This window comes from Burkholderia sp. AU6039 (genome assembly GCF_002223365.1).
In the GTDB taxonomy this organism is placed as follows: domain Bacteria; phylum Pseudomonadota; class Gammaproteobacteria; order Burkholderiales; family Burkholderiaceae; genus Burkholderia.
The window spans coordinates 369124-381178 of sequence record NZ_NKFK01000005.1; the positions used below are offsets into that span (position 1 = coordinate 369124).

14 protein-coding genes are annotated in these 12055 nt (G+C 66.1%); 11 read left to right on the forward strand and 3 right to left on the reverse strand.

Features of this window, described 5'->3' with window-relative positions; translation table 11 throughout:
- Positions 1-139: 139 nt before the first annotated feature.
- Genes CFB39_RS19435 through CFB39_RS19445 form a run of 3 tightly spaced genes read left to right on the forward strand, consistent with a single transcriptional unit; the run spans position 140 to position 1629 of the window.
- Complete coding sequence (locus tag CFB39_RS19435) at positions 140-415, forward strand: metal/formaldehyde-sensitive transcriptional repressor (RefSeq protein WP_089428418.1); 276 nt, start codon at positions 140-142, stop codon at positions 413-415.
- A gap of 12 nt (positions 416-427) precedes the next feature.
- Complete coding sequence (gene dmeF, locus CFB39_RS19440) at positions 428-1441, forward strand: CDF family Co(II)/Ni(II) efflux transporter DmeF (protein ID WP_089474061.1); 1014 nt, start codon at positions 428-430, stop codon at positions 1439-1441.
- A gap of 2 nt (positions 1442-1443) precedes the next feature.
- The gene (locus CFB39_RS19445) at positions 1444-1629 is read left to right on the forward strand and encodes a DUF1289 domain-containing protein (protein WP_089474062.1); all 186 of its coding nucleotides are present in this window, start codon (positions 1444-1446) and stop codon (positions 1627-1629) included.
- Between the two features lie 82 nt (positions 1630-1711).
- Here CFB39_RS19445 and CFB39_RS19450 read toward each other — a convergent pair whose 3' ends face one another.
- The gene (locus CFB39_RS19450; RefSeq protein WP_089474063.1) at positions 1712-3121 is read right to left on the reverse strand and encodes a heavy metal sensor histidine kinase; all 1410 of its coding nucleotides are present in this window, start codon (positions 3119-3121) and stop codon (positions 1712-1714) included.
- Complete coding sequence (locus CFB39_RS19455) at positions 3118-3789, reverse strand: heavy metal response regulator transcription factor (protein WP_089474064.1); 672 nt, start codon at positions 3787-3789, stop codon at positions 3118-3120. Before CFB39_RS19455 ends, CFB39_RS19450 begins: the two co-directional genes overlap by 4 nt.
- Before the next feature lie 115 nt (positions 3790-3904).
- Between CFB39_RS19455 and CFB39_RS19460 the strand changes: the two genes are divergently transcribed.
- The 8 genes from CFB39_RS19460 (at position 3905) to CFB39_RS19495 (ending at position 11377) form a co-directional block, all read left to right on the forward strand.
- Positions 3905-4432 carry a DUF2946 family protein gene (locus tag CFB39_RS19460; protein WP_256991424.1) on the forward strand — a complete coding sequence of 176 codons (528 nt, stop codon included), beginning with the start codon at positions 3905-3907 and terminating at the stop codon, positions 4430-4432.
- Between the two features lie 90 nt (positions 4433-4522).
- Entirely contained in the window at positions 4523-4804 is a 282-nt protein-coding gene (locus tag CFB39_RS19465) for a hypothetical protein (protein WP_089474066.1), read from the forward strand.
- Positions 4801-6297: a TolC family protein gene (locus CFB39_RS19470; protein ID WP_089474067.1), complete on the forward strand. Its 1497-nt coding sequence runs from the start codon at positions 4801-4803 to the stop codon at positions 6295-6297. Before CFB39_RS19465 ends, CFB39_RS19470 begins: the two co-directional genes overlap by 4 nt.
- Position 6298: 1 nt before the next feature.
- Complete coding sequence (locus CFB39_RS19475; RefSeq protein ID WP_089474068.1) at positions 6299-7594, forward strand: multicopper oxidase family protein; 1296 nt, start codon at positions 6299-6301, stop codon at positions 7592-7594.
- Positions 7595-7661: 67 nt separating this feature from the next.
- Positions 7662-8009 (forward strand): copper-binding protein, encoded by a 348-nt coding sequence (locus CFB39_RS19480; RefSeq protein WP_089474069.1) that lies wholly within the window; start codon positions 7662-7664, stop codon positions 8007-8009.
- A 14-nt stretch (positions 8010-8023) separates the two neighbouring features.
- Complete coding sequence (copC, locus tag CFB39_RS19485) at positions 8024-8404, forward strand: copper homeostasis periplasmic binding protein CopC (protein ID WP_089475602.1); 381 nt, start codon at positions 8024-8026, stop codon at positions 8402-8404.
- The gene (locus CFB39_RS19490; RefSeq protein WP_089474070.1) at positions 8401-9342 is read left to right on the forward strand and encodes a CopD family protein; all 942 of its coding nucleotides are present in this window, start codon (positions 8401-8403) and stop codon (positions 9340-9342) included. Before copC ends, CFB39_RS19490 begins: the two co-directional genes overlap by 4 nt.
- Before the next feature lie 220 nt (positions 9343-9562).
- Positions 9563-11377, forward strand: a complete 1815-nt coding sequence (locus tag CFB39_RS19495) for an ExeM/NucH family extracellular endonuclease (protein ID WP_089474071.1) — start codon at positions 9563-9565, stop codon at positions 11375-11377.
- 245 nt (positions 11378-11622) lie between these two features.
- Here the strand turns inward: CFB39_RS19495 and CFB39_RS19500 are convergent, their stop codons facing one another.
- A complete protein-coding gene (locus tag CFB39_RS19500) occupies positions 11623-11853 on the reverse strand; it encodes a hypothetical protein (RefSeq protein WP_256991425.1) in 231 nt (76 codons plus the stop codon).
- Positions 11854-12055: the final 202 nt, after the last annotated feature.

Here is a 12055-nt window from a genome sequence, read left to right on the forward strand (position 1 = left end):
ACGGAAAGATACGGAGTGGACCTCCCTGTCAAACGTGTACCTGAGATGAAAGCCTGTCGAAGGCGAAATACCCCTCGCCTCTATAGGGGAAACCTCCTGGAGATATACTCCCCCTCCCTATCCAGGAGTCCCGTCATCGATGAGCCATACCGTTCGTGAAAAACAGAAGCTGCTGAACCGCGTGCGCCGTATCAAGGGCCAGGTCGAGGCGATCGAGCGCGCGCTCGGGGATGAGCGCGGCTGCAACGAGGTGCTGCAATTGATCACGAGTTGTCGCGGCGCGATGAACGGGCTGTTGGCCGTCGTGCTGGAGGACCACATCCGCGAGCACATGGTCGATGCACATGGACCGGATGAGCACGAAGGCAGCGCGACCGAGCAGCTGATCGACGTGGTGCACAGCTATTTCAAGTAATCGGGGCGGAACATGGGCAATTTCACGAATGACGCGTTCGGCGCGGGGCACGACCATATTTTCCTCGGCGCTGCGCACGAGCAGAACGAGCGGCGGACGTGGATGGTGATCGGTCTATGCTCGGCGATGATGGTGGCCGAGATCGTCGGCGGTACGCTGTTCGGTTCGCTGGCGCTCGTCGCCGACGGGCTGCACATGTCGACGCACGCAGGCGCGATGCTGATCGCCGCACTGGCCTATACCTATGCGCGCAGGCATGCCGACGATCCGCGCTTCGTGTTCGGCACCGGCAAGCTGGGCGACCTGGCCGGGTTCACGAGCGCGATCGTGCTCGCGATGATCGCGATCCTGATCGGCTACGAGGCCATTGCACGTTTGCTGGCACCCGTTCCCATTCACTTCGGCGAGGCGATTCCGATTGCCGTGCTGGGGCTCGCGGTGAACCTCGCCAGCGTGTGGTTGCTGAGCGGCGACCATCACCATGCGCATGGCCACGGACATGGTCACCACCACGACCACGACCACGACCACGACCATGATCACGACGATGACCACCACGCGCATCACGATCACGGTTCGCACGCGGCCGCCCATCGCGACCACAACATCCGGTCGGCCTACGTCCACGTGATCGCCGACGCGGCCGTGTCGGTGCTGGCCATCGTCGGCCTGCTGCTCGCACGCGCGTTCGGCTGGGTCTGGATGGACCCCGTCGCGGGCATCATCGGCGCACTCGTCATCGCGAACTGGTCGTACGGGCTGATGCGCGATACGGGCGGCATCCTGCTCGACGTCAACGTCGACCGCAAGCTGGCGGAGCGCGTACGTCATGCGATCGAGGCGCTCGGCGACAAGGTCAACGATCTTCACGTGTGGCGTGTCGGCCCCGGCCATATGAGTGCGATCGTGTCGGTCGAGACCATCGATGCGGCGCGCGACGCGCGCTTTTACCATGCACTGGTCGAAGGTTTCGACGGCGTGTCTCACGTGACCGTCGAAGTGATGACGCCTGCGAAGGCGGCCTGATCGTGGCCGTGAAATCGCCGTGTATCGAGCTGTGCGCGTTCGATGGCCGCACCGGATTCTGCGTGGGTTGTTTGAGGACGCGCGACGAGGCACGTGACTGGAAGAAACTGACCGACCATCGCCGGCACCAGATACTGAACGACCGCAATCGCCGCCACGCGAAGATCCGGCGCGAGCCGGGGGAGTGACGGCGTCGAGCGGTGGTGGTCGTCGCGCTTCGTTCGGCGTTGCACCGGTCGTCATGCCGATGCGAAACGCGAGACGAACGGCTTACCCTTCCGTGCCGCGCGGAAAATAAAGCGCGAATGTCGTGCGCCCGTCGCGGCTCGCGACCTCGACCTTGCCGCGATGCAGTTCCATGATCGACTTCACGATCGCGAGCCCGAGCCCCGCGTTGCGCGCCGCGCCGTGCCGCGACGAATCGATCCGGTAGAAGCGCTCGAAGATCTTGTCGACCTGTTCGGGCGGAATCGCGGCGCCGCGATTCGTGACTTCGACGACCGCGTAGCGGCCTTGCGCCGACACCGCGAGCTCGATCGTCGACGCGGCTTCCGCATGTTCGAGCGCGTTTGACGTAAGGTTGCTGACGGCACGCCGAAATAGCGTCGCATCGGCGACGACCGGCGCTTCGCCGTGCACGTCGATGCGCACGCCGGCTTCGTCGGCCAGCGCCTGGAAATACGATGCGAGCCGGCGTAGCTCGCTGCCTGCATCGAGCTCGGTGGTCTTCAGGTGCTGCCGGGCGTTATCGGTGCGCGCGAGAAACAGCATGTTCTCGATCATCCGCTGCAACCGTTCGCATTCCTCGATGTTCGAGTCGATCAGCGCTTCGTATTCCTCGGTCGTGCGCGCGCGCGACAGCGTGACCTGCGACGCGCTGATCACGTTGGCGAGCGGTGTGCGCATGTCGTGCGCGAGATCGGACGAGAACTGCGACAGCCGCACGAACGCGCGTTCGAGGCGGTCGAGCATCCGGTTGACCGACGTCGCGAGTTCACGCAGCTCGACCGGGCCGCCGCGCGCGTCGAGCCGTGCGTTCAGGTTGTGGGCCTCGATGCGCGACGTCTGCCGGCCGAGGCTCTCGACCGGGCGCAGGCCGCGCGACGCAACCGCATAGCCGAGCGCGCCGACCAGCAGCGCGCCCACGGCCGCCGCGAGCCAGATGTCGACGCGATAGCTTTCGAGCAGCGACTGGCGATCGGTCGCCGTGCGCGCGAGCGCGACCCGGATCGTGTCGCCGGACGGCAGCGTTTCGCGTGCGTAGACGCAACGCGACGTGCCGATGCCGGGCGGCGAACAGGTGAACGGCACGCCGGCTCGGCTGGCCGGATGCGGGGCCGCGATCACCGACGCCAGCGTATTGCCGGCCTCGTCGGAATGCTCGACGAGCGCGTGGTCCTGCGCATCGTAGATGCCGAGATACACGCCCGGGTGCGACAGCAGCACCTCGTGAAACACGGCCGGATCGGCACGCAGCGCGGCGATCGATCCGCTCGCGTGCGCCAGTTGCAGGAACTGGTTGAGCTTGCCGGAAATCTCGATGTCGTCGCGCCGCGTCAGCTCGGCGGACAGCGAGCGATACAGGTACGCGCCGGTCAGCGCGAACACGAGCGCGGCGACGACGGCGAACGCGAGCGTCAGCCGCTGCAGCAGCGAATACGCGCCAGGGCGGCGCGTCACGCGCGATCCTCGAGCACGTAGCCCATCCCGCGGATCGTGTGGATCAGCTTCTTCTCATACGCGTTGTCGACCTTCGCGCGCAGGCGCTTGATCGCCGCATCGACGACGTTCGTGTCGCTGTCGAAATTCATGTCCCAGATCTGCGACGTGATGAAGGTGCGCGTCAGCACTTCCCCCTCGCGTTCGGCGAGCAACTGCAGCAGCGCGAATTCCTGCGCGGTCAGGTCGATGCGGGTATCGGCGCGCCGCACGCGGCGGCGGATCAGGTCGACTTCGAGATCGGCGACCTGCAGGATGTCGCGCACGTTGCGCGGCGCGCGCCGCAGCAGCGAGCGGATGCGCGCGAGGAACTCGGCATACGCGAACGGCTTGAGCAGGTAGTCGTCGGCGCCCAGCTCGAGCCCGGCGACCTTGTCCTCGATCGCCTCGCGCGCCGTCAGCAGCAGCACGGGCGTCTGCTTCTGCGCGCGCAGCCGCTTGAGCACCTCGAAGCCATCCATTTCCGGCAGCATCACGTCGAGCACGACGAGATCGAACTCCTCGTGCAGCGCGAGGAACAGCCCGTCCTTGCCGTTTTCCGCGACGTCGACCGTGTAGCTTGCCTCCATCAGCCCCTTGCGGAGGTACGACGCCATCTTGGGTTCGTCTTCGACTATCAGTATTCGCATGGTGAGGCAGGCTGTCCGTGAGTCATCCGTGATTCCAGCCGGTCAGTGTAACGCGTGAGCTTACGGCGCCGTGCGTGCGCGAAGGGTGACCGCCGGATGACGGAATTGTCATGAAATGCCGGTCATGTTTCGGCCATGTCGTCGTCACCGCGGCGGCGATAAGCTGCGGCCGTCGTGTCCCCGGAGCGCGCCGTCGCGGCGCTGCGCCGGCCCATCCGGTCGTTGCCTGCGTGATTTCGCATCCATGTCGTACTGGCGCAAATTCCTCGTCGTCGTGCTGCTGGCGCTGAGCCTGCCGATCCAGTCGTTCGCGGCTGTGTCGATGGCGTGCGCGGGGGCGGTCGTGGCCATGCCGCACGCGGGGGACGGAGCAAGCACCGATGACGCGGTCGCGCCGCGTGCGATGCCGAGCGCGCATGGTGGCCAGCATGAAGACGAGCACGCGCACGGCGATCATGCGCGACATGCGCAGCCATGTTCCGCATGCGGGTCCTGCTGCCTCGGCGCTGGCATGGCGGATCTTCCCGCGATGTCCGTTGCGTCGGGTATCGGTATCGCGCGCGTTTCCTTCGCTCCGACGCCGGTCGTCGTGTCGTTCCTGACTGGCGGCATCGACAGGCCGCCACGCGGGCATCTCGTCTAGACCCCGCCCGCGGCTTCGACCTGCCGCGCTCTGCAATCCGTTCCGGCGGCGGCATCACGACCGCCGGACGACTCATGACGAGACCCATTCATGCGATCCATTACTGCGGCGCTGTTGAGCGCGGTGGCCCTCGTGCCGTCGCTCGCACCAGCGCAAACCCCGCTGCCTGATCCAGCGGATGCCACCGTGGCCGTGCCGGATATCACCGTGACATCCGCATTCGACGGCTACCGGCCGTATCGGGACGACGAAGGCCCGGGCTGGAAACAACTGAACCGCGACGTGATGGCACGGCCCGCGAAAGGACGTGCGACGGGCGGCGCGGCCGGAAGCGGCGCCGCGCATTCGAAGCACGGAGGCACCGCGCAATGACGATGCTTGCGATATCGCCGAGGATCGGCGCGGCCGCGGCCGTGCTCGCCTTCCTCGCCGGCTGCACGACGTTTTCGAAGGACGGTGGTTTCGACGCGGTGTCGTCCGCCGCGTCGGAACGCATCGGGAAAGACGCGGTCGTGGTCAGGACCGACGCCGATCGCGAAGCCGTCGACAAGCGTACGAAGGAGCTGCTTGCGAAGCCGCTGTCGATGGACGACGCGGTGCAGGTCGCGCTGCTGAACAACCGTGGCCTGCAGGCTTCGTATGCGGAACTGGGGCTGTCGGAAGCAGACCTCGTCCAGGCTGGCCGGCTGCCGAACCCGCGCTTCGCGTTCAGCCGCACCCGTGCCGGCGACGGCGAGCTGACGCTCGGCCGCACGTTCTCGGCGAACGTGTTCGCGCTGCTGACGATGCCGCTCGCGACGAACATCGAACGCCGCCGCTTCGAGCAGACCAAGCTCGAAACCGCCGACGCGATGCTGAAGGTCGCGGCCGACGCACGCCGTGCGTACGTCGAGGCCGTCGCGGCCGAGCAGGCCGCGAACTATGCGCAGCAGGTGCGCGATGCCGCGAGCGCGGCCGCCGAACTCGCGCAGCGCATGCGGCAGGCCGGCAACTTCAGCCGCCTCGATTACGCGCGTGAACAGGCGTTCCATGCCGATGCGGTTGCGCAGCACGCGAAGGCGCGCCAGCAGGCCGTCGCCGCGCGCGAGAAGCTCACGCGTGCGATGGGCCTGTGGGGCGAACGCACGCGTTACGCGCTGCCCGAGCGCTTGCCCGATCTGCCGAAAGCGCGGCCGAACCTGCCCGATCTCGAACGGTTCGCGATGAGCAACCGCCTCGACATCCAGGCCGCGAAGTTGCAGACGCAGGGTGTCGCGTCGTCGCTCGGCCTGAGCAAGGCGACGCGCTTCGTCAATGCGGTCGACCTCGGCTACGTGAACGACTACGAGACCGGCAAGGGTCACGAGCACGGCTACGAGATCAGCGTCGAGATTCCGCTGTTCGACTGGGGCGGCGCGAAGGTCGCGCGGGCCGAGGCCGTCTACATGCAATCGGCGAACCGGCTCGCGAAAACGGCCATCGACGCACGCTCCGAAGTGCGCGAATCGTATGCGGCGTACGTGACGAGCTACGACGTCGCGACCCACTATCGCGACGAAGTCGTGCCGTTGCGCAAGACGATCTCCGACGAACTGCTGCTGCGCTACAACGGGATGCTCGCGAGCGTGTTCGAGCTGCTGACCGATGCGCGCGAGCAGGTCGGCGCGGTCAACGGCTACATCGATGCGCTGAAGGATTACTGGCTCGCCGAAACCGATCTGCAGATGGCCGTCGGAGGCCGGCTGCCGTCCGACGGCGCCACGCCGCGCGTGACGCTATCCGTCGAACCCGCATCCCCTTCACACGCCGACGCTGCGCCGCAGCCGGCTTCTTCATCCGCGGCGCAACCGGCGCCCGCGACGCAACCGCATCCGGAAGGTCATTGACATGGTGTCCCGTCGACAATTTCTCAGCGGCTCGGGCGCCGCGCTGCTGGGCGCCGCGATGGTCAGCAAGGCCGGCGCCGCGTCGCTGCCCGAAGCGCCCACGATGGCGAAAACGGCCACACAGCCGCCGCTCGTGCCGCCGAACGGCCGCCCGTACACGCCCGTCGCGACGCTGAACGGCTGGACGCTGCCGTGGCGGATGAAGAACGGCTGGAAGGAATTTCACCTGACGGCCGAGCCCGTCGTGCGCGAGATGGCGCCCGGCATGAACGCGAACCTGTGGGGCTACAACGGCCAGTCGCCGGGCCCGACGATCGAGGCCGTCGAAGGCGACAAGGTGCGCATCTTCGTGACCAACCGGCTGCCCGAGCACACGACGATCCACTGGCACGGGCTGCGGCTGCCGAACGGGATGGACGGCGTCGGCGGCCTCACGCAGCCGCATATCCCGCCCGGCAAGACCTTCGTCTACGAGTTCCAGCTGGAAGCGCACGGCACGTTCATGTATCACCCGCACGCCGACGAGATGGTGCAGATGGCGATGGGGATGATGGGCATGTTCATCGTGCACCCGAAGGATCGCGGCACGATGCCGGTCGATCGCGATTTCGTGTTCCTGCTCGCCGCGTACGACATCGATCCGGGCAGCTACACGCCGCGCGTGAACGAGATGACGGACTTCAACATGTGGACCTTCAACTCGCGCGTGTTCCCGGGCATCGATCCGCTGCCGGTGCGCGCGGGCGACCGCGTGCGGATTCGCTTCGGCAACCTGACGATGACGAACCACCCGATTCACCTGCACGGCTACAGCTTCGAAGTCGCGGGCACCGACGGCGGCTGGATTCCGCCGGCCGCGCGCTGGCCGGAAGTGACGGCCGATGTCGCGGTGGGCCAGATGCGCGCGATCGAGTTCACCGCCGATCGCCCGGGCGACTGGGCATTCCATTGCCACAAGTCGCATCACACGATGAATGCGATGGGCCACCAGGTGCCGAACCTGATCGGCGTGCCGCAGAAGGATCTCGCGCAGCGCATCGGCAAGCTCGTGCCCGACTACATGGCGATGGGCAGCACCGGCGGCGCGATGGGCGGCATGGAGATGCCGCTGCCCGACAACACGCTGCCGATGATGACGGGCACGGGCCCGTTCGGGCCGCTGGAGATGGGCGGCATGTTCACGGTCTGCAAGGTGCGGCAGGGGCTCGGCCGCCACGACTATCGCGATCCGGGCTGGTTCAAACATCCGAAGGGCACCGTCGCATACGAGTACACCGGCGAACTGCCGGACGGCTGAGCAGCAGCATGCGGCGGCTGCGTGCATGCGGCCGCCGGTTTCATTTCATTCACTGGGAGTCGACACGATGAAGAAGGGACTGGTTTTGATGGCAATGGGGTGTGCACTGGTGTTTTCCGGCGCATCGTACGCGGCCGGCGACATGGCCGGCATGGACATGAGCGGCGGCGCGAAGCAGGCAGCCGCGGCGACGCCGGGCATGTCGCACGGCGAAATCCGCAAGGTCGACACGGCTGCCGGCAAGCTGACGATCAAGCACGGCCCGCTGGACAACCTCGGGATGGACGCGATGACGATGGTGTTCAAGGTGAAGGACCCGGCGATGCTGTCGCAGGTGAAAGCGGGCGACAAGATCGACTTCGTCGCGCAAGACGTGGACGGCGCGCTGACCGTCGTCGAGCTGAAGAAGCCGTGACGCGGAGCGTGCAGATGAAGATCACGACCCTCACGCGGCTGACCGCGATCGTCGCGACCGGCGCGATGCTCGCCGCCGCACCGATCGCGGCATCCGCGCACGGCAAGCTGGAAAGCGCCGCGCCGGCGACAGGCAGCACGGTCGACACCGCGCCTGACACGGTGCGGCTCACGTTCAACGAAGACCTCGAACCGGCGTTCAGCTCGGTGAAGGTGTCGGATGCGAACGGCAACGCCGTCACGCAGGACAAGGCGAAGGTCGATGCGGCGAACCCGCGCGTGATGAGCGTCGCGATGCCGAAGCTCGCGCCCGGCGCGTACACGGTGCAGTGGGTGGCGATGACGGCCGACGCGCATCGCACGAAAGGCACTTATACGTTCAGGGTGAAGGGGTGAACGACGACGTCATCGGTCTCCTGCGGCTCGTATCGGTGGCGATCCAGAACGCCGGGTTCGCCGTCGTCGTCGGCGCGCTGCTCGGCCGCCACTGGCTCGCGCGCGGCGCGTCGGCGTGGCAGCACGGCATCGGTCGGCGGCTCGTCGCGACACTGCGCATCGCGTCTGTCATCTCGCTGCTCGCAAGCATCACCGCATTCTGGGCGCACTGCGCGCTGATGAGCGAGGTGTCGTTGCTCGAAGCGGGGCCGGCCGTCTGCGCGATGCTCGCGGGCACCGGCTTCGGTCATGCGTGGCTGGCCGGCGCGGTGTTCATGCTCATCGTCGTGGTGCTGTCGTTCGTCCGGCGCGCGAACGCGTCGCGCTTGCCGTTCGCGATGTGGGCCGCGCTTGCCTGCGTCGCGCTCGCGCGCAGCAACGGCGGGCATCCGGTGGATGCCGGATTGTTCAGCGTGCCGGTGTGGATCGACTGGCTGCATCTGCTGGCGATCAGCGCATGGGTCGGGCTCGTGCTCGTGACGGCATTCGGCGTGATGCCGAGGCTTGCAGCGATGCCCGCGAGTGAACGCACGACCGGCGCATCGTTCGTGCAGTCGCTGTCCGATGCGTCGACCTACGCATTGATCGTGCTGTTCGCGACCGGTGCGTACAACGGCTGGCGCGGCGTCGATACGCCCGCCAATCTGCTCGCATCGACGTACGGGCAGATCCTGCTGCTGAAGCTCGCGCTCGTGCTGATCGCGGCGGCGCTCGGCGGACACAACCGCTTCTTCGGGATGCCCACGTTGCTGGCCGCGTTGAAGGATCCGGCCGCCTCGATGCCGGCCAGTTCGTTGAAACGATTCGGCACAGTATTGCGGATCGAGGCGGTCGTGCTGGGCGGCGTGCTGATGGTCGCGGCCGTGCTCGTGTCGAGCGCGTTGCCGGGCACGGTGTAGCGTGGCGGCGCGGAGCCGCGCAGCAAGACCACGCGGGGTAATCGTCACGGTCACGGTGGATTTTCATCAGACGATTTCCCCGCTTTTTCCGGCGTAAACGCACGCTCGACGGCGATCGCGGCGTGATAACGACAATTACATCCGACTGTCTTCCGATTACCAAAAACTGTCATTGAGCGCCGCTAAGCTTTCGCCACCCTCACAACCGGGATTCCCCGTCATGCGCTCGACAATCCGCCTCTTCACCCCGCTATTGCTGCTTCCGACGCTCGCCGCGCCGGTTTTCGCCGCCACGGCCGCGCCCGTCAGCCCGAACTGCGGCGGCAGCACGACGCCGATCGCCGATATCCAGGGTCCGGGCGCGCCGTCGCCGCTCGCCGGCCAGAACGTGTCGATCGAAGCGGTCGTCACCGCCGATTTCGGCGGCACGGACGGCTTCGGCGGCTTCTTCGTCCAGCAGGCCGACGCGCAACGCCGCAACCAGCCGGGCGTGTCCGAAGGCCTGTTCGTCTACGCGCCGAAAGTGCGGGCGCAAGCGGGCGACCTCGTGCACGTGACGGGCAAGGTCGAGGAGAAGTATGGCCAGACGCAGCTCACGCAGTCGGGCACGATCGCGGTGTGCGCGAACAACCAGACCGTCACGCCCGCGACGCTCACGCTGCCGGTCGACAGCCCGAACGCGTTCGCCGCGTATGAAGGGATGCGGGTGCGCCTGCCGCAGACGCTGAACGTCACCGACAACTACGAGCTTGGCCGCTACGGCAGCGTGATGCTCAGCAACGGCCGCCTGCGCACGCCGACGAGCGTCGTGCCGCCCGCGCAGGCGCAGACGCAGATCGAGGCGAACGCACGCAACCGCCTGATCCTCGACGACGGCTCGAACAAGCAGAACCCCGCGACCGTGCCGTACCCGGCGCCGGGCCTGTCTGCCGCGAACACGCTGCGCGCGGGCTACACGGTGCGCGACGTCGAAGGCGTGCTCGAAGTGCGCTACGGCGCATGGCGCGTGCAGCCGCTGCCGGGCGCCGCCGTGCCGGCATTCGAAGCCCGCACGAACCCGCGCACCAACGCACCGGCGCGCGATCCGAAATCGAACCTGCGCGTGGCGTCGTTCAACGTGCTGAACTACTTCAACGGCAACGGTCTCGGCGGCGGCTTCGACGATCCGAACAATCGCGGTGCGAAGAACTTCCAGGAATTCCAGCGCCAGGAAGCGAAGATCGTCAGCGCGCTGAAGGCGATCGACGCCGACGTGATCGGCCTGATGGAAATCCAGAACAACGGCTACGGCGAACTGAGCGCGGTGCGCCAGCTCGCGGCGAAGCTCGGCACCCAGTGGCGCGTCGTCGATCCGGGCGTGTCGCGCCTCGGCGGCGATGCGATCACGGTCGCGATGATCTACGACAGCCGCAAGGTCGAACCGGTCGGCCGCGCGGCGACGCTCGCGATCGACGACAAGAACCGCCAGCCGCTCGCGCAGTCATTCCGGCTGATCAACGGCAACAAGCAGTCGCTGACGGTGGCCGTGAACCACCTGAAGTCGAAGAACTGCCCGGACGCCGCGAACGACGATCTCGACCAGGGTGACGGCCAGGGCTGCTGGAACCCGACGCGCACGCGCGCGGCGGCGAAGGTGGCCGACTGGCTCGCCGGCAACCCGACGGGCGTCGCAGGCCAGGGCGTGCTGCTGATCGGCGACTTCAACAGCTACACGTACGAAGACCCGATCCGCACGCTCGAATCGCGCGGCTACCGCAACCTCGTCGCGCGCTGGATCGGCGCGAACGCGTACAGCTACGTGTACAACGGCGAAGCCGGATACCTCGATCACGCGCTCGCGACGCTGCCGCTCGCATCGCACGTGAAGGCCGTGCACGAATGGCACATCAACGCGGACGAGCCGCTCGCGCTGCAGTACACGCTCGCGTACAAGTCGGCCGAGCAGCAGAAGACGTTCTACGCGCCGGATGCGTATCGCTCGTCGGATCACGACCCGGTGCTGATCGATATCGCGCTGCCGGGCGGCGGGAAGTAATGGCGGATTGAATGTGGAAGAAGCGCGGCGTGCGGCGAGGTTGCACGCCGCGCTTCTTCCCTGCTGGAAGGCCAGCAATAGAAAGGGTAAATAATTCCGCCGAATTTTCGAGGAATGGAGAGATCGGTATTTTATGGATGACGCGGTGCGGATAAGCGCATCGATTGAAGAATGGCTGAAGTGACTTGAATCATCGAATGGCGGCGTATGCATGCCGTCGCGCCGAATTAATCGATCACGGATAATTAAAATGAAAGAATAATTCCGGTGATCTGAAGGCTTTCGAGGCGCAACATCAACGCCGGTAAAGGATTGACGGTCGTGCGATAAAAGCGGCAGATTCGGCGGATTATTGTCGATAGAACGCGCAATGCACGAATAATCCTGTTTTCTTTCAATTGCCAGACACTGTCCGCCGTTAGCATCATTGCGGGTTTTTTAATATCCGAATGATCTTTGACAACGCGGCGCAGCACCGCCTATTTTTGTGTTGTCGTAAATTTGGGTCATATAAAAGTTGTCCAAACTGCAGGGGGCGTCCGAGCACCATTCTCGCCAGCAGTTTGCTGTGTCTGTATCAAGTTCAGTCTCTTGGAAGTCCAATCCCCAACCGCCGACTGCCGACCGTGCAACGCGAGTGGCGGGTTCGCCTGCGCGTTTCGCAGGCGTTGGCGGCCT